Source organism: Pseudarthrobacter sp. NPDC055928 (genome assembly GCF_042270935.1).
GTDB lineage: Bacteria > Actinomycetota > Actinomycetes > Actinomycetales > Micrococcaceae > Arthrobacter.
The window spans coordinates 318,451-335,917 of record NZ_JBHJZH010000001.1 but is presented as its reverse complement, the minus strand read 5'-3'; the positions used below and the strand labels follow the sequence as shown (position 1 = coordinate 335,917).

Sequence of the window (17,467 nt, the reverse complement as noted above, 5' to 3'; positions counted from 1 at the left end):
TTAGGAGGGACGAGGGCGTGGAAGCCTAGCCAGCACGTCCAAGTCCAGGTCTCGAATGGGTGACCGTCAGCGCTCCGGTGAGTCCCGCCGTCGTGCGGCATACGCGAACAGCGACGTCGTGGCCACGGTCGCCAGATACCCGGCGATCACAATGAGCGCGATGCCCGCCCAGAAGTAATTCGTTGTGCTGGATTCCTGTGCCGGGCCGGGGGCGATCCTCGCCAGCGAGTACACGGCCACGGCAGCCGACACCAGGCCGATCAGCACCGGCAGCGCCAGCCAGATCTTGGCTGAACCCAGATGCCTGCCGAAGCCATCCCACACATTCCAGGACCCGTCGTGGCGCACGATCAGCCAGCCGGCCGGGATCATGAACGCCCCCACCAGCAGGAACGCGGCCACTACGTCGGCAGGCCGGTGCCACTGGTTGATCAGCGTGGATACGCCTGACGCGATCGCAAACGTTCCGCCCACGAAACCGGCCATCGGGCGCCAGCGCGGGGAAGCCATCAGGAACACTGCAGCGGCCGCGGACGCCGCCAGCGTGGTGTGCCCGGACGGCAGCGAATTCAGCTCCAGCGTCACCACGCCCTTATCCGGGCGGGCCGGCAGCACGTCCTTGAGCACCTGGGTGGCCACGTTCGCGCCGATACACGCGGCGATGGCGATCCCCGCGGCCGTCCAGCGGCGCCGGATCACCGTGACAAACAGGACGACGACGGCGGCCATCAGCAGGGAGATGGTGGGGAGCCAATCGAGGAACTCGGTGGCTGCCTTGCCGGCAGGGCCGTGGATGTCAACGGCTTCAACCAGGGCGGACTCATCGATGAACTGGCCCGTGGTGGTCTGGACGAAGTAGTAGTACGTGGCGATCAGTCCCACGATGCAGGCCAACGTGGCGAAAGCGAACATAAAGCCGGAGCCCGGGGCGGGGCGCAGCTGGGTCCGGGCCTGGGCCTGTCGTGAAAAGGTCATCAGTTAAGGGTGTCACAGAAATCTGGGAGCCCGCTTCACCCAACTAGGTAGCAGCAGATGTCGTTATGAAGGCTCAAAACGACATCTGCTGCTACCTAGTTGGGCGGGGGTGGGCATTAGGTGGATGGGGGTGCGTTCGCCGGGGCGAGCCGGGGGATGCTGGCCACTGCTATCAGCAGCGCCAGGGCACCGAGACCGAACGGCAGCGCGGTGAGGGTGGCTACCCCGCCTACCAGCAGCGGCCCGCCGGCGTCGCCCAGTTCCCGCCCGAGTTCGGCCGAGCCCATGGTGCGGCCCATGCGCTCCGGCGGCGTGGTGTCCGCCAGATGCGCGAAACCCAGGGGCGTGGCCGCCCCGACGCCCACTCCGATCGCTGCGGCGGCGATGAAAATGGTGACCGGTCCCGGGGCGACGGCCAGCAGTGTGACGCCTGCCGCGATGAGGAGGAGTCCCGCCGTCGTGCCCTTGTTGTCGCTGATGCCGTTCCGGTCCCGCATCCTGCCGATCCGCGGCTGGGTCAGCACGGAGCCGAGCGCGAGGAGGCTGACGGCCGCCGTACCGGCCACGGCGTCCATGCCGTGCCGGGTGGCCAGTGCCGGAAGGAAGCCGACGGCGGCTCCGAGTGCCGCCGTCGACGCCGCCAGCACCAGTGTGGGGACGAGGAACCTCCGTTCCCCCACCTGCCGCGCGAGGTCCAGCACTGTGTAGCGCTGGCGGGGGAGTGGTTCCAGGTGCGGAACGGTCAGTAGGACCCACACCCCAGTGGCTGCCGCGAGTGCCGAGAGGGTGCCGAACAGCAGGGCGAAGCCGCCGGCCCAGATCAGGCCGGCACCCAGCAGCGGCCCGATGATGTAGCCAAGGCTCTTCCACGATCCGTACCTGCCGAAGTACGTGCCCGCCTTCCCGCCGCGGGCCATCCGGGCAACCATCGCCGACGACGCTGGGGAGAATGCGGACGCGGCGGCGCCCTGCCCGAGCCGGGCCAGCGCCAACATCAGCGGGTCTGCCGCCCAGAGGCCGATCAGCGACAATGCTGCAAAGGCCATGAGCCCGCCGACGATGACCGGTTTGGCGCCGATCCGGTCGCTGAGGGCGCCGAAAACTGGCTTGAGGAAAACCTCGGAGATGTCGTACAGGGCCAGGAGGATGCCCAGGTTGAGCAGCGTCAGGCCGATGTTGTCGCTCTGGGCGCCCAGGCCCGCGGCGATGCTGTGCGCGCCGAACGCAGTGACGAATCCGGCGGCGTACAAAGGGGCGGATGAAGCGCTCGTGGTGCGGGTTTGGGCGGTACCGGCAGGGGTCATGAATGCACCTCGCCGTAAACGAGGGCGGCGAAGGTGTCCAGGGCGTCAATGCAGGCGGCGAGGCTTTGCTCTGAGCTCGCCGCCGCGGGGCTGCCGAATACGTCCTTACTTCGGATCGCCCGGAACCAGCGCCGGAGCCGGTCCAGGCTCTGCTCTTCCTCTTCGAGCTCGGCAAGCGTGAATTTCTGCTTGGCGATCTCCTTAGCGATTTCGTCGGTGAACTTGCCGCAGTCGGCGGTGAACTCGGCCCACTCGTCCGCACGCGCGGCATGGAACAGTTTGCGCAGGCGGCCCGCGTCGTCGTCGGCCGGTCCGGTAGTGAGCAGCAGCAATTCGCCCTTGCCCGCCTGAGCCAGCTCCTTGGCCTTCATTGCACCCTCGCGGCAGGCGGGAACGTCTGGAGCGGTCCAAGCGCCCTGGCCGACGGGGACTGCGCCGAATCGCCTGAGCTCGCGCCACACTGCCACGCGATGCCGCGACGGCTCCGACGGAACCTGCACGAGCATTACGAGCCAGGAAACCTGTTCAAGTGAAGTCACACCTTGGAGTGTAACAACTGTTACAACAATTGGAGTGCGGTCTGCCTTCCATCCCAACTAAGTAGCAGCAGATGCTGTTTTGGAGGCTCAAAACAGCATCTGCTGCTACTTAGTTGGGTGAGGGTGCCGGGGTGCTGGGGAGGCGGGCATCGGAAGGTCACTTAACGTGATGCTTGACACGTGTTAGGCCGAGGACCTAAGCTACCTAACACGTGTTAGGAAGGAATTTGTTATGACCGGTGCCACCACTGGCCTGCGTGAAATCTCACGCCGGACCGCCCTTGGCGCCCTGGGAGTAGGAATTGTGGGAGCAACCGTGGCGTCGTGGCCACGGCTTTCCGGAACCGACATTCCCGGGCGAGGGGACAACAGCCTCAGCATTGCCATCTTGGGAACCGCCGCCGATGCCGCCGCCCGCCAGCGGGCCATCGACGCGTTCACCCGCCTCCACCCGGATATCCGGGTCAAAGTCCAGGCCATCCAGGCCGTGGACTGGAAAGACTTCTTTACCAAGATCCTCACCATGGTGGCCGCCGGCACACCGCCGGACGTTGTCTACGTCGCCACCGAAGGCGCGCAGCTCTTCGCCGACAAACTGGCCCATCCACTGGACGAATACCTGCGCCGCGACGCTGCGGACATGACAGAGTTCTTCGCCGACGTCCACCCGAGCCTCGTGGAGGCCTTCATGTACAAGGGCAGCCTGTTCCAGCTCCCCATGGACTGGAACGCCGCCAACATGTACTACAATACCGCCGCCTTCGCCCAGGCGGGGCTGCAACGCCCGGCGGATGACTGGACCAACGTGGACTTCCGCAACGGCCTCGCCGCCATGCGTAAAGCCCGGCCGTCAGATTTCACCCCTTATTACTGGACCAACAGGCTCTTCGGCGGCGTGGTGCCCTGGCTCTACGCCAACGACACCAGCTTCCTGAAGGAAACCCGGTCCGCCGGGGGTGACTGGCTTTGGGACAGCTTCTACGCCGACGATCCCTCCCGCAGCCTGCGCTCCGGCGGCTACCAGTGGCTCGAGCCCAACGCCGATGACCCACGCGTGTTCGAGACCTTCGACTACCTGCGGGGCCTGGTCAAGGACGGGCTGGGCGTCCGCCCGGAGGAGGGCGGCGGCGGTTCCCTGGTGGGATTGTTCGCATCCAACCGGATCGGCACCACCCCGGCCGGGGGCTACTGGGTCCAGGGCCTGCACGAGGCAGGCATGAAGGAGAACGACTTCGACGTGGCCTTCTTCCCCAAATGGCGGACCCAGCGGCACCAGTTCGGCACGGCCGGATACGCCATCATGAAGACGGCCAAGGACAAGGACGCCGCCTGGGAATGGATCAAGTTCAGTGCCTCCCGCGAGGCCATGGAGCTGATCTTTCCCAATCCCGCGACCACGCCGGCCCGCCGTTCCATGGTCGACGAAGCCCTGTACGCGGGCAAGGGCCCGGCCCACTGGAAGGTCTTCTACGACACGCTGGACAAGTTCCCCACTACCGGGCCCATTCCGGCACCGCCCCAGCAGGCCGCCGTCGAAACGGCCCTGATGAAGAACGTCTCGCTGGCCGTCAGCGGGGACGAACGCCAGCTCAAACAGGCCCTCGAGTCCATGCAGCGCGATCTTGAAATTGCCCTGAGGAGGCAGTCATGAGCACCACCATCCCTCGCCGGGAGCGGCCAAAGCAGGCCGCCAGCCCGGCTTCCCCCGGGGCGGCGGCCGCTGCATCCGGACGGCACAGCCAGCGCTGGCTGGCCTGGATCTTCCTTGCCCCCACCATCGTGGGCATGGGCCTGTTCACCCTGGTGCCCATCATTGCGTCGGTGGTCCTGGCGTTCTTCCGCTGGGACATCATTTCCGCCCCGACGTTCGTGGGCTTCGACAACTTCGCCGAAGTGGTCCAGGACCCCACGGTCCGGGTGTCCTTCCTGAACACGATCGCCTTTGTGGTGGTGGCCGTGGCCCTCCAACTGGGCCTGGCCCTGGCGCTCGCGGTCATGGTGCAGGAGAAGATGCCGTCGTGGCTGCGGACCGTCTTCCGCTCGGCGTTCTTCTTCCCGCTGATCCTCTCCGCCGCCTCGGTATCCATCTTCATGCGGTACCTCTTCAACGAGCAGTTCGGCGTGGTCAACTGGTTCCTGTCCCTCGCAGGCGTCCCCGCGGTGCCGTGGCTGACCACCCCAGGCGGGTCCGCCGCCGTCGTCATCCTGGTCTATGTGTGGCAGAACTTCGGTTTCTCGTTCCTGCTGTTCATCGGCGGGCTGGCCTCCATTCCCGCCGAGACCTACGAGGCGGCCTCCCTGGATGGCGCCACCGGGTGGCGCAAGCACGTCTACGTCACCCTGCCGCTGCTGAGCCCCACCACCCTGCTGGCCTCGGTCATGGCCATGATCAGCGCGCTCCAGGTGTTCGACCAGCCGTACGTGCTGACCCGCGGCGGCCCCGGAGATTCCACCCGCACCGCCGTGATGGTGATCTTCGAGTCAGCGTTCCAGCGCCTGGAATTCGGCCAGGCCTCGGCCATCGGCGTGATCCTCACCCTGATCATCATGGCCATCACAGCCGCGCAGTTCCGGCTCAGCAAACGATTCGTCTTCTACCAGTAAGGCCAGCCATGTCTACCACTACAGAGCGGGTATCGGCCCGCACGGCCCCCGGTAATCCCGCCCGGCCACGCCGCAAGCCGAACTGGAACCTGGCCGTCCGGGTTGTCCTGCTGACCTTCGCGGCATCCCTGACCCTGGGCCCAGTTCTGTGGACCCTGTCCACGTCGCTTCGGACGCCGTCGGAATCATTCAAGCTGCCGCCGTCGTTCTTCCCCCTGAACCCGGACTTCACGTCCTACGCGCAGGTCTTCCAGCAGTTGGACATCTATATCCTGGTGCTGAACAGTGCCCTGGTCACCGGACTCATCGCGGTCGGCCAGATGGTTACCGCAGCGATGGCCGGCTATGCCTTCGCCAACCTCAAGTTCCGCGGCCGGGGGGCTCTGTTCTCGATCGTGCTGGCCACCATGATGGTGCCGGTCCAGGTGACCATCGTGCCGGTGTTTATGCTGATCCGCGGCATGGGCCTCTCGGACACCCTCCTGGCCCTGATCCTGCCCGCCATTCCGACGGCGTTCGGCACCTTCCTGATGCGCCAGTACTTCCTGGGGCTGCCCACCGACCTCGCGGAAGCTGCGGCGATCGACGGCGCCACGCCGTGGCGCACCTTCCGCTCCGTCTACGCGCCCCTGGCCGTCCCGGGCATGGCAATTGTGGGCATCCTGGCCTTCAACTTCCACTGGAACGAGTTCTTCCGCCCCCTCATCATGACCATCTCGGAGCGGAACTTCACCCTTCCGCTGGGCCTCGTCTCACTCCAGGGAAACCTGGGTACGGGCAGCATCTCGGTGGTCCTGGCAGGCGTAGTCCTTTCCATGATTCCGGCCCTGGTGGTCTTCATCTTCGGCCAGCGCGCGCTGCAGGACGGTCTTACCGCCGGCAGCGGCAAGTAACTTCTCCACCTTCTGAAAGGCTAACTTCCATGTCATCCCCGGACCTTGCCGCCAGCAACTTTGCCAGCCAGGCCGCGGCCCACCCGGACCCAGCGTTCCCGCAATTCCACCCCCGCCCCGCCCAAGGCTGGATCAACGACCCAAACGGCGTCAGCCACATCAACGGCCGGTACCACGTCTTTTTCCAGTACAACCCCGAGTCCGCCCGGCACCACCGGATCGCGTGGGGCCATGTCAGCTCCGCCGACCTGGTGCGCTGGGACGAACACCCGGTTGCTTTGAGGCCGCAGGACGGCGGGCCGGACGAGTACGGCTGCTGGACGGGTGTGGTTACGGACGACGGCGGTGTCCCCACCGCTGCGTACTCGGGCGTGCGCGGCGACGGTGGCCACTCCCAGGTGGTCATCTCCCGTGGTTCCGCGGACCTGGTGCACTGGACACAGGACGGGCACGTCGCCGCGTCCATGCCGGCCGACCCGCAGGTGACGGCAGTCCGGGACCCGTTCATCTTCCGCTTCAACGGCAAGCGCTACGCCATGCAGGGTGCCGGCCTCGCTTCCGGCCACGCGGCCCTGCTGCTGTACACGGTGGAGGATCTGTCCGACTGGAAATACCAGGGCATTTGGCTGACCTCCGAAAACCCGGTCGCCGCTGCCCACACTCCGGCCGAGATCTGGGAATGCCCGCAGCTGGTGCACGTGCCGGCCAGTTCCCGGGGCAACGATTCTTCCCAGGATGCGTGGGTGATGATGTTCTCGCTGTGGCTGGCCGGTGACCAGCACGAGCACGCCAACGGGGTGGGCCACTTGATCGGCTCGCTGGCCGAGGACCCCGCCACGGGGCTGCCCGTGTTTTCCCCGCGGTCCGGCGGGAAGTCGGACCTGGGCCGGGACTTCTACGCGCCCCAGATCCTGCAGTTGCAGGATGGCCCTGCTGCCGGTGCTGCTGCCGAACCGAAGGCGATGCTGTGGGGGTGGGCCAACGAAGGGCCGGGTCGGGATGGCCGGCGCGGCCGGAGCCAAGACGAGATCGACGCTGCAGGCTGGGCAGGTGTGCTGACCCACCCGCGGCTGCTGTCGGTCGTGGACGGGGCGCTGGCCGTGGCACCGGCACCGGAAGTGGATGCCTACCGGGGCTCCCAGGTGGCTGTCCAGGCCGACGGGAATGTTGTGCTGCCGCCGTTTGCCGAGGCTGTGGTGACCGCCCACTCCGGCGGGCCGGCCGCGCTGGCCGCGGACGCCGTCGTCGAACTTTCCCTGGTGGCTGGGGACGGCACGGATGCCTCCCGCCAGGTGGTGTTCAGCGGTGCACTGGCCGCAGGGGAGGAGCTACGGGTGTTTGTGGACGCGTCGCTGGTCGAGGTTTACCGGACCGGTGCCGTGGCCACCACGCTGCGGGCGTATCCGGCGCCCGGCGAACGGTGGGTCCTGCAGTTGCCGGCGGGTGCTGCCGCCACTGTGTGGCAGCTGGAACAGCCAAAGTAGGGGCCGTTGGTGGTCCCTGCCGGTCGGCGTCAGCCCCGGCCGTCGGGGACCGGTCCCGTGGATTCGCGGACCACCAGCCGGCCCGGTACCAAGGTCTCGATCGGTTGGCGCCAGGCAGGCTTCACGTCCTCGTCTGGGGTGCCATCGTTGGGCTGGGGCTCCGCTGCCAGCTCCTGGAGCAGTCCGGTCATCGCGGCCTCCCCCATCTCACGCAGCGGCAGGGCCATGGTGGTGAGCGCCGGGACCATGGTTGAGGCAATGCGGAATTCGTCGTCGTAGCCCATGACTGAGAGATCCTGCGGGATGGAAAGGCCCAGCCGGTTGGCAGCGAGCACCACGCCGATGGCCAGCCGGTCGTTGGCGCAGACGATCGCGGTGGGGCGTTCCGCAGCGGCCACCCCGTCCAGGAGTTTCATGGCCCCGTGGAAACCGGCGTCGATGTCCCAGCCCACCTGGAGGATCCGGCCCGGAGGAACCGGCAGGCCGGCGGCCTCAAACGCGGCGCGGTGGCCTTGGATACGGCGTGGGGCAGCGGGCGTGAGGTTGTCGCCCGCCAGGAACGCGATGTCCCTGTGGCCCAACTCCAGCAGGTGCTTGGCCGCCTCCCGGCCGCCGCGGACCTCGTCGGGAATGACGGCGGGAACACCGGCGTCCGGGCGGTCATCGAAGCAGTTTGCCAGCACCGACGGCACGCTCAGCATGTTGGGCGGGACGTGCAGGGGGCGCAAGCCCACCGTGACATACATCAGCCCGTCCACCTGGCGGTCCAGCAGCGTGGCGACGGCCCCCTCGTCGCGGGCCTCGTCCAGCTCCGTGTCCATCACCACGGTGACAAAACCCTGGGTTCTGGCCACGGCGTCGGCGCCTGCGATGATGTTGCCGTCGAAGGGGCTGGTGACCACCTGGTCCGAGACGATCCCGATGATGCGCGACCGGCGGTTCCGGAGGCTCACGGCGATGGTGTTGGGCGTGTAGTTCAGGGCGGCGGCAGCTTCGCGAATCCGGTCCTGGCTCTCCTTCGCCACGTTCCCGTCGCCGCGGCCGTTGAGTACCAGCGACACAGCGCTGCGGGACACACCAGCGAGTTTGGCGACGTCCAAGGCTGTGGCTTTGCGATTCATGGTGGGGACCCTCCGGACTGCTGTGTTTCTCGCAGTCTACCTAACGCGTGTGAGGGATGCCCGGACCGCCCAACTGGGTAGCAGCAGATGCCGTTATGGGACCCCATAACGACATCTGCTGCTACTTAGTTGGGGTGCGGAGGGCGTCAGGTGAGGGACGCCGCCAGCTCCTCGATGATTTCGAACTGCTCGCGCACCCCGCCTTCCATGCCGGACTGCGCAATCATGTCCCGGACTTCCTTGCTGCCCGCGTCGGTGCGGATCCTGACCGTGGTGGCGCCGCCGTCGGCCTCTTCGAAGGTGACCGTGTTCACCACGGCTCCGTCTTCGCTGTCCCGTGCTGTGCCAGGCATCTCCATGACCTCCGTGTTCACGATCCGTTCGTTCGGCACTATCTCCCGGTACGTCCCGTGGAAGGCCACCTCGAATTCGCCGTGCGCCACCATGACGTAACGCCAGGCGCCGCCCACCCGGAAGTCCATTTCCATCAGCGTCATCTCGCCCCGCCGGCCAGGCCACCACTTCCTGACAAGTTCGGGGGTGGTCCAGGCTCTGTAGACCAGATCCCGGGGTGCGTTGAGCGTGCGGGTGATGAGGATTTCCTCATCGCTGGGGAAGGTGACGTCCATGGTCCCGCTGCTTGCCTGTGCCATTGCCCTGCTCCTTTGCCTAGTTTTTTTGCTCTTTGAGGTCCTCCAGCACGTCCTCCAGGAGATCGAACCGCTCTTCCCAGAGATGCTGGTAGCTGGCAACCCAGTCGTGGATGGGCTTCAGGGCCTGCGGATTGAGCCGGTAGACCCGTTGCCGGCCTTCGTCGCGCACATCCACGGCCCCTACCTCGCGCAGGACACGCAGGTGCCGTGATACGTGCGGCTGGGCCAGGCCAAGCAGGTCCACAAGTTCGTTAACGGGACGCTCGCCCTGGGCGAGGGCGTCCAGGATCTCCCGACGGCGGGGCTCAGCCACCGCGTTGAATGCATCTGCCGTTGTTGCTGCCCGTGCCATACCGAAATTGTATACCCATATGGATATGCGTTGGAAGGATCTGGAGGTATTTGCAGCATTCACAAAATTGTGAATCTGAGTAATGTTCGAAGTATGGAAACCATCATCCAGACCGTTGATTTGCATAAGCACTTCGGCAGGGTCCGGGCCCTTGACGGACTCAACCTTGAGGTCCAGCGGGGCGAGATCCACGGATTCCTCGGACCCAACGGCGCCGGCAAGTCCACTACCCTGCGTATCCTGCTGGGCCTGGCGAAGGCCACGTCCGGAACAGCCAGCGTCCTGGGCCTGGACCCCTGGACGCAGTCCGTGGAACTGCACCGCCGCCTGGCCTACGTCCCCGGGGACGTGCGGCTCTGGCCCAACCTGTCGGGCGGCGAGACCATCGATCTTCTCTCGCGGCTGCGCGGCGGCACTTCAGGCGGCGCCTCCAGGGGCACGGCCTACCGGCAGCGCAAAGCGGATCTCTGCGAGGCCTTCGACTTCGACCCGGGCAAGAAGGGCCGAGCCTATTCCAAGGGCAACAGGCAGAAGGTGGCGCTGATCGCTGCCCTGGCCACGGACGCCGAGCTGTACCTCCTCGACGAGCCCACGAGCGGCCTTGACCCGCTCATGGAGGCGGTGTTCCGCCGCGAGGTCCTCGCCGCCGTCGAACGCGGTGCCACTGTGCTCCTCTCCAGCCACATCCTCTCCGAGGTGGAGGTACTGTGCCACCGCGTGAGCATCATTCGCGCGGGCCGGGTGGTGGACGGCGGGACGCTGGACTCGCTGCGACACCTCACCCGTTCCGATGTCTCGTTCGCCGCTGATGGCGTGAATACCCGCACCTTGGTGGAGTTGGGCGCCGTGCATGACCTGACGGCCGACGGCGGCAGGGTCAGGTTTGGTGCCGACTCGGACCGGATTGCTGAGGTGCTTCCGGCGCTCGGCGCCTTGGGTGTCAAGGGACTGACGATCACGCCGCCTTCCTTGGAGGAGCTGTTCCTGCGGCATTACGGTGACACGTCGGTGCAGGTCATCGGGGCGAGAAGAGAAAACGGGCATACCAAGCACGCTCGTCGGCGGCACCTGCTGGGCGCGAGGGGCCGTGATTAGGGTGCGCGAGCTGAGGATCCTCTGGGGCCAGCGCCTGCGGCGGGACCGCTGGCAGCTGGTCATCTGGGTGCTGGGCATCGGCGCCCTCGCGCTGTTCTCGGCCACAGCCATCCAGGAGACTTTCGGTGATGAGTCCAGCCGCGCCGAAATCCTGCAGCTGGCCATTGCCACTCCTGCCATCCTGATGCTTCGCGGCCTGGCGCGCGGGGCCAGCCTGGGCGCTTTCACGTTCTTCCAGATCTATGCCTTCCTTGCCCTGCTGGCCAGCCTGATGAGTACTTTCCTTGCAGTGCGCCACACCCGGGCTGACGAGGAAAGCGGCAGCGCCGAACTGGTCGCCGCCACCCCGGCCGGCCGCCTCACACCCGCCGTCGCCACGATCCTGCACGGCACGTCAGTCAACGTCCTGGTGGCGCTGTCGGTGTTCGCCGGCTACACGGCTGCAGGGCTGGATCCCGCCGGTGCCATAGTGGCGGGCGCCGCCGTGGGCACGGTCGGGTTGGCGTTCCTGGGCGTGGGCCTGCTTGTGGCCCAGCTGATGGGTACCTCCCGCGGAGCTAATGGATTCGCCTCGGCTCTGGTTGTTCTGGCGTACATCCTGCGGGGCATCGGGGACGCCACAGGCACGCCGAGCGCCGACGGGACGGTGATGACCGCGGGAACTGCCAGCTGGTTCTCCCCGATCGGGTGGGGACAGCAAACGTTCGCCTTCACGGGTGACCGATGGTGGCCGCTGCTCCTGCCGCTGGCACTCGCCGCCGCCTGTGGGGCCGTTGCCTGGCTGCTCCTGAGACGGCGGGACAGTGGCGCGAGCGTCTGGGGGGCACGTCCCGGGCGGATGGCCGCACGTCCTTCGCTGAACAGCCCTACCGCGCTGGCCCTGCGGCTGCAGGCGGGTTCGATCATCGGCTGGGGCATCGGCGGGCTGGCCATGGGAATCCTGGCAGGCTCACTGGGCAGCGCGATCGCCGCGGCCGACTTATCCAACAGCAACATCACCGCGGCGCTGCGTGCCATGATCCAGTCCCAGGGTGTATCACTGACCCAGCTGCTGATTTCGGCAATGTTCTCGATTGCGGGAGTGCTGGCCGCCGCGTGCGGGCTGCAGGCCGTCATCCGGCTGCGCCAGGAAGAGGCGGCCGGCACCGCGGAGCTCCTGCTCGCTGCTCCCATCAGCCGGTTGCACTGGCTGGCCAGCTACCTGTTGCTGGGCACCGCGTCGGTGTTGCTGGTGATGTTCCTCGCCGGGTTCGGGACCTGGGCCTCGCTGGCCGGTGCCGGTGACACCTCCGTGGAAGCGCGGGCCGTGTGGGAAACCGCCGTCGCCCAGCTTCCCGCGGCCCTACTCTACCTTGCCGTTCCTGCGGTGGTGTTCGTCCTGTGGCCAGCGGCGACCATCACCGTGGGCTGGGCGCTCCTCGGGGCCGGGGTGGTGATGGGCATTTTCGGCGGCATGATCGGCCTGGACCAGAGCCTTCGGGACCTCTCACCGTTCACCCACACCCCCGTTCCCAACGGTACGACGACGGACTGGAGCGGCGCGTGGTGGATGCTGGCCACCGCTGTCCTCGCCGCCGCCGTGGCCGTCATTGGCATGCGGCGGAGGGAAACGGGGACCGCATGAGCGAGGAGGCCGCTGAGGCAAAGGCTGCGGCGGAAAAGGCTGCGGCAGGATTCGCTGCGGCCGGCTTCCCTAAGATGCCTGCCCGGGCGCTGATGGCCTTGGTCTCGTCCGAGGACGGTAGCCTCACTGCAGCCGAGCTTGGGGAGCGGCTGGGCGTGAGCGCTGCAGCGGTGTCCGGCGCCGTCAGGTACCTGCAGACCGTGGGCTTTGTCCACCGGGTCTCCCAGCCCGGCAGCCGCCGCGACCTGTACGCCCTCTACGACGACGAGTGGTACATCGTCTCCATGCGGAAGAGCCCTATCTACCAAAGCCTCGCGGCACTGACGGACGCGACTGCCGAGGCCCTGCCGGAAGGGTCCGCTGCCCGGTCCCGCGTAACGGAGATGGGCCGCTTCTATCGCTTCCTCGCCGCCAGGATGCCCGCGATCCTGGACGAATGGGAGCGGGAACGGGAAGGCTGGGAACGCGAACAGGACGACTCAAGGCTCAAAGGAGGCCTGCCGTGACCATCATCGACAACGCGGTGTATGTGGACGGGGTTCGGACCGCGGACCCCTACGGCCTGGAGGAGACGTACTTCGTCCTTCGCCAACGGGAGGGCATGGCGTGGATCGGGATGTACCGGCCGGACGCCGTCGAACTCCGCTCCGTGGCCGAGGAGTTCGACCTCAACTCCCTGGCCGTGGAGGACGCGCTCGCCGGGCATCAGCGCGCCAAGCTGGAGCACTATGGCGAATGCGTGTTCCTGGTGCTGCGCCCCGCCCGCTACCTGGACGACGTGGAGAAGGTGGACTTCGGCGAGATCCACGTCTTCGTGGGCGCCGACTATGTCATCACGGTCCGGCACGCCGAATCCCCGGACCTGGCCAGGGTCCGACGGCGGATGGAGGCCATGCCGGAGTTCCTCGCCCTCGGCCCGGACGCGGTCCTCTACGGCATCCTTGACCAGGTAGTGGACGAATACGAGCCTGTGGCCGCGGGCCTGGAAAACGACGTCGATGAGATCGAGGACGACCTCTTTGGCGCCGACCCGGACGTCTCCCGCCGGATCTACGAACTGTCCCGGCAGGTCATCACGTTCCAGCGCGCCACGAGCCCGCTGGTGGGGATCCTGCAGGTCCTGATGACCGGGACACCGGAACGGACGCCGGGACCCGAACTGCAGGACCACTTCCGTGACGTGCTTGACCACGTGCTGCGGCTCAACGAGCGGGTGGCGTCCTTCCGGGCCCTGCTGCAGAACGCGCTGGCCGTCAACGCCGCCCTCGTGGCCCAGCGGCAGAACGACGAGATGCGCAAGCTCACCGAATCCAGCTTCGCGCAGAGTGAGCAGGTCAAACGGATCTCGTCCTGGGCCGCCATCCTGTTCGCGCCGACGCTGGTGGGCACGATCTACGGCATGAACTTCAGCTCCATGCCGGAGCTGGACTGGGTTTTCGGCTACCCGTTCGCGCTGGGCCTGATGCTGGCGATGGGGCTGGGGCTGTACTTCACGTTCAAGCACAACAAGTGGATCTAGCGGCCGGGGGGCGCTCACCGGTCGCCGGTACAGTGAAGGCATGCCGCCTGCCGCCCTTCCCTCCTTGGACGAACTGCTCGCGTCTGCGTATGTAGTCAGCTTGCCCATGCGGGTGAAATTCCGCGGCATCATGGAGCGCGAGGCCCTGCTGCTTCGCGGTCCGGCCGGGTGGGGCGAGTTCTGCCCGTTCCCCGAATACGGGGACGCCGAGGCGTCCCGCTGGCTCGCCGCCGCCGTCGAGGCCGGCTGGGACGGTTTCCCGGCGCCCCTTCGGTCAACGATTCCGGTGAACGCCACGGTTCCAGCCATTTCCGCGGACCGCGTCCCGGAGTTGCTGGCCAGGTTCGGCCGGGTGGACGCCGTCAAAGTCAAGGTGGCGGAGCGCGGACAGACGCTCGACGACGACGCCGCCCGCCTCGATGCCGTCCGTTCCCTTCTGCCCCGGGCGGCCATCCGCGTGGACGCCAACGGCGCGTGGGACGTGCCTGCCGCCGTGCAGGCACTGACCCGGCTCGCCGCCGTCGGGCTCGAGTATGCCGAGCAGCCAGTGCCAACGATTGAGGGCCTCGCCGAAGTTCGATCGCTTTTGCGGGCCGCCGGTATCCCCGTGCTGATCGCCGCCGACGAAAGCGTGCGCAAGGAATCCGACCCCCTCCGGGTGGCCCGGGCCGGCGCTGCGGATCTGATCGTGGTAAAGGTTGCGCCGCTCGGTGGAGTGCGGCGCGCGCTGGACATCGTGGCCCAGGCAGGGCTTCCCGCCGTCGTGAGTTCCGCACTGGATACCTCCGTGGGGATCCGCGCCGGGCTGGCCTTGGCGGCCTCCCTGCCGGAGCTTCCGTATGCGTGCGGGCTGGGGACGGTGTCCCTGTTTGCCTCTGACGTCACGACGGATCCGCTGGTGGCCGACGACGGCGCCATCCGCCTTCGCGATGTGTCCGCTGACGCCGGGCTGCTGGAGCGGTACGCCGCCCCCGCGGAACGCCGGGACTGGTGGCTGGCCCGGCTCCGCCGCGTCCACGCGCTCGTGGCTGCATCGATTGCTCCGTAAGCGCCGTTTTCAGGGCCCACAACGGCGCTTACGGAGCAATCGAAGGGGGTATCCCTACAGGTCACCGGCGGTTCACCGGAGCTTCACCTGACGGATGGCTGGGCGTTGGAACCGGCTGACAGGGTGGGAAAACCGCATCGATTCCCTGGAAGGCCCCCCATGTCTGAAACGACTGCCCGCAAATTCGCCCTGCTGCCGATGCTCGGCCATACCAAGGGCAAGCGCAGCGCCGTCACCTGCGCTCTGAAGTGCGACAACGCCTGCGCCGGCGACGTCTGCAACACCAGTTCCAACAGCTACTTCCGCGACATCGCCTCCGCGACCATGTCCCGCCGCGCCGCCCTGGGCTTCGGCGCCGCCGGTGCGCTCGCCGTCGTCCTCGGTTCTGCCGTCACGTCCGCTGAGCCCGCAGCCGCCGCCGGCCTGTCCAAGGCGGCCAAAGAGGGCTTCGGCAAGTCCAAGCTTCAGTTCACGGCCATCCCCTCGGTGGATGCCGCCGTCGACGCCGTCACCGTGCCGGAAGGCTTCACGTGGCAGCCGGTCATCCGCTGGGGCGACCCGATCTTGAACGACGCTCCGGCATTCGACCTGAACAACCAGACCGCCGCCGCACAGGAAAAGCAGTTCGGTTACAACAACGACTACACCGACATCCTCGAGGTTCCCGGCAGCAAGGGCCGCCGCGCGGTCCTGTTCTCCAACCACGAGTACACCAACGACGCCATCATGTTCCCGCCCACCATGCCGGCAGACCAGGTGCGCGCTGTGGGGGCAGCCGCGCACGGCCTGTCCGTGGTGGAGCTGGAGCGCAAGAACAAGACCAAGCCATGGACCTACGTCAAGGGAGCGGAACTGAACCGCCGCTACCTCAACAGCACCGTCTACGAACTGACCGGTCCGGCCGCTGGCTCCGCCCTGGTCAAGACCGTGGAAGACCCCGCAGGCCGCTTTATCAAGGGAACCCTGGGCAACTGCGCGGGCGGCACCACCCCGTGGGGCACCATCCTGTCCGGCGAAGAAAACTTCCAGGGCTACTTCGTGGGCAACGGCACTTCCGCCGGCGACAAGCGCTACGGCATCACGTCCAAGCCCACCGCCCGCCAGTGGGAACTGGACGATCCCCGCTTCGACACCCGCAATCCCGGCTACGAGAACGAAGCTAACCGCTTCGGCTGGATCGTGGAAGTTGATCCGTTCGACCCCACGTCCACGCCGAAGAAGCACTCGATGCTGGGCCGCTTCAAGCACGAGGGCGCCAACGTCATCATCGCCAAGTCCGGCCACGTGGTGGCGTACTCCGGCGATGACGAGCGCTTCGACTATCTGTACAAGTTCGTGTCGAAGGACACGTACCGCGAGGGTGACCGCAAACACAACATGACCCTACTGTCCGCCGGCAGCCTCTACGTGGCCAGGTTCACCGGAAACTCACCCGCCGCCGAGATCACCGGCACCGGCTCAGTCCCCTCCGACGGGGCCTTCGACGGCACGGGCGAGTGGCTGCCGCTGGTGCTGGATGGCAAGTCCGCCGTGCCGGGCATGTCCGTGGAAGAGGTCCTGGTGTACACCCGCCTGGCCGCCGACAAGGTCGGGCCCACCAAGATGGACCGGGCCGAGGACGTGGAGCCGAGCCTGCACACGGGCAAGGTCTACGTGGCCTGCACCAACAACTCCAACCGCGGCACCGGTACGAACGAGGGCGCCAACGAGGTCAACCCGCGCAACCAGAACCGTGACGGCCACATTGTGGAAATCACCGAAACCGGCGACCAGACCTCCACCGCCTTCACCTGGAACCTGCTGATGGTCTGCGGCGATCCGGCCCAGGGTGACGTCACCTATTTCTCCGGCTTCCCGGTGGACAAGGTTTCGCCCATCTCCTGCCCGGACAACCTGGCGTTCGACTCCGTGGGCAACCTTTGGATCTCCACCGACGGGGCTCCCTCCGGCATCGGCCGGGCGGACGGACTCTTCAAGGTCACCCTCGAGGGCGCCGAGCGCGGCAAGGTGGAGCAGTTCCTCGCCGTCCCGCGCGACGCCGAGACCTGCGGCCCCATCATCCACGACGACGAGCGCACCGTTTTCGTCTCGGTCCAGCACCCGGGCGAAGACGGCACTTTCGAAGCCCCGAACTCGTACTTCCCGGATTACGTCCCGGCAGGCACGACGCCGGCACCCGGCCAGGCGCGGGCCCCGCGTCCGTCAGTGGTCCAGGTGTTCCGCGGCTAAGTGCCTCGCTGCGCTCCTGCAGGTTTT

General features: G+C 67.1%; 16 protein-coding genes. 10 read left to right on the top strand and 6 right to left on the bottom strand.

Annotation, left to right across the window (positions count from 1 at the left end):
* Window positions 1-66 precede the first annotated feature (66 nt).
* From ACFC25_RS01620 to ACFC25_RS01610, 3 genes are all read right to left on the bottom strand, one after another.
* On the bottom strand, window positions 67-975 hold the full coding sequence (locus ACFC25_RS01620; RefSeq protein WP_376043530.1) for a phosphatase PAP2 family protein: 909 nt from the start codon (window positions 973-975) through the stop codon (window positions 67-69).
* 116 nt (window positions 976-1,091) lie between these two features.
* Window positions 1,092-2,279 carry an MFS transporter gene (locus ACFC25_RS01615; RefSeq protein ID WP_376043527.1) on the bottom strand — a complete coding sequence of 396 codons (1,188 nt, stop codon included), beginning with the start codon at window positions 2,277-2,279 and terminating at the stop codon, window positions 1,092-1,094.
* A complete protein-coding gene (locus tag ACFC25_RS01610; protein WP_376043525.1) occupies window positions 2,276-2,818 on the bottom strand; it encodes a Chromate resistance protein ChrB in 543 nt (180 codons plus the stop codon). Before ACFC25_RS01610 ends, ACFC25_RS01615 begins: the two co-directional genes overlap by 4 nt.
* A 232-nt stretch (window positions 2,819-3,050) precedes the next feature.
* Here ACFC25_RS01610 and ACFC25_RS01605 point away from each other — a divergent pair, with 232 nt between their 5' ends.
* Genes ACFC25_RS01605 through ACFC25_RS01590 form a run of 4 tightly spaced genes read left to right on the top strand, consistent with a single transcriptional unit; the run spans window position 3,051 to window position 7,799 of the window.
* Complete coding sequence (locus ACFC25_RS01605; RefSeq protein ID WP_376043522.1) at window positions 3,051-4,469, top strand: extracellular solute-binding protein; 1,419 nt, start codon at window positions 3,051-3,053, stop codon at window positions 4,467-4,469.
* Entirely contained in the window at window positions 4,466-5,422 is a 957-nt protein-coding gene (locus tag ACFC25_RS01600; protein WP_376043520.1) for a carbohydrate ABC transporter permease, read from the top strand. The genes ACFC25_RS01605 and ACFC25_RS01600 overlap by 4 nt, the downstream gene beginning before the upstream one ends.
* A gap of 8 nt (window positions 5,423-5,430) precedes the next feature.
* Window positions 5,431-6,315 carry a carbohydrate ABC transporter permease gene (locus ACFC25_RS01595; RefSeq protein WP_376043517.1) on the top strand — a complete coding sequence of 295 codons (885 nt, stop codon included), beginning with the start codon at window positions 5,431-5,433 and terminating at the stop codon, window positions 6,313-6,315.
* Window positions 6,316-6,344: 29 nt separating this feature from the next.
* On the top strand, window positions 6,345-7,799 hold the full coding sequence (locus ACFC25_RS01590; RefSeq protein WP_376043515.1) for a glycoside hydrolase family 32 protein: 1,455 nt from the start codon (window positions 6,345-6,347) through the stop codon (window positions 7,797-7,799).
* A 29-nt stretch (window positions 7,800-7,828) separates the two neighbouring features.
* Here ACFC25_RS01590 and ACFC25_RS01585 read toward each other — a convergent pair whose 3' ends face one another.
* The 3 genes from ACFC25_RS01585 to ACFC25_RS01575 form a co-directional block, all read right to left on the bottom strand.
* Window positions 7,829-8,920 (bottom strand): LacI family DNA-binding transcriptional regulator, encoded by a 1,092-nt coding sequence (locus ACFC25_RS01585; RefSeq protein ID WP_376043513.1) that lies wholly within the window; start codon window positions 8,918-8,920, stop codon window positions 7,829-7,831.
* A gap of 146 nt (window positions 8,921-9,066) precedes the next feature.
* Window positions 9,067-9,573, bottom strand: a complete 507-nt coding sequence (locus tag ACFC25_RS01580; protein ID WP_376043510.1) for an SRPBCC family protein — start codon at window positions 9,571-9,573, stop codon at window positions 9,067-9,069.
* A 16-nt stretch (window positions 9,574-9,589) separates the two neighbouring features.
* A complete protein-coding gene (locus tag ACFC25_RS01575) occupies window positions 9,590-9,925 on the bottom strand; it encodes an ArsR/SmtB family transcription factor (RefSeq protein ID WP_376043508.1) in 336 nt (111 codons plus the stop codon).
* Between the two features lie 93 nt (window positions 9,926-10,018).
* Here ACFC25_RS01575 and ACFC25_RS01570 point away from each other — a divergent pair, with 93 nt between their 5' ends.
* The 6 genes from ACFC25_RS01570 (at window position 10,019) to ACFC25_RS01545 (ending at window position 17,440) form a co-directional block, all read left to right on the top strand.
* Window positions 10,019-11,020, top strand: coding sequence for an ATP-binding cassette domain-containing protein (locus ACFC25_RS01570; protein WP_376043505.1), 1,002 nt, complete (start codon window positions 10,019-10,021; stop codon window positions 11,018-11,020).
* 1 nt (window position 11,021) lies between these two features.
* Complete coding sequence (locus ACFC25_RS01565) at window positions 11,022-12,644, top strand: ABC transporter permease (protein ID WP_376043502.1); 1,623 nt, start codon at window positions 11,022-11,024, stop codon at window positions 12,642-12,644.
* Complete coding sequence (locus ACFC25_RS01560) at window positions 12,641-13,150, top strand: MarR family transcriptional regulator (protein WP_337351731.1); 510 nt, start codon at window positions 12,641-12,643, stop codon at window positions 13,148-13,150. Before ACFC25_RS01565 ends, ACFC25_RS01560 begins: the two co-directional genes overlap by 4 nt.
* Window positions 13,147-14,163 carry a magnesium and cobalt transport protein CorA gene (locus tag ACFC25_RS01555; protein WP_337351732.1) on the top strand — a complete coding sequence of 339 codons (1,017 nt, stop codon included), beginning with the start codon at window positions 13,147-13,149 and terminating at the stop codon, window positions 14,161-14,163. Before ACFC25_RS01560 ends, ACFC25_RS01555 begins: the two co-directional genes overlap by 4 nt.
* A 40-nt stretch (window positions 14,164-14,203) precedes the next feature.
* On the top strand, window positions 14,204-15,211 hold the full coding sequence (locus ACFC25_RS01550) for an o-succinylbenzoate synthase (protein ID WP_376043499.1): 1,008 nt from the start codon (window positions 14,204-14,206) through the stop codon (window positions 15,209-15,211).
* 159 nt (window positions 15,212-15,370) lie between these two features.
* Entirely contained in the window at window positions 15,371-17,440 is a 2,070-nt protein-coding gene (locus tag ACFC25_RS01545) for a PhoX family phosphatase (protein WP_376043497.1), read from the top strand.
* Window positions 17,441-17,467: the final 27 nt, after the last annotated feature.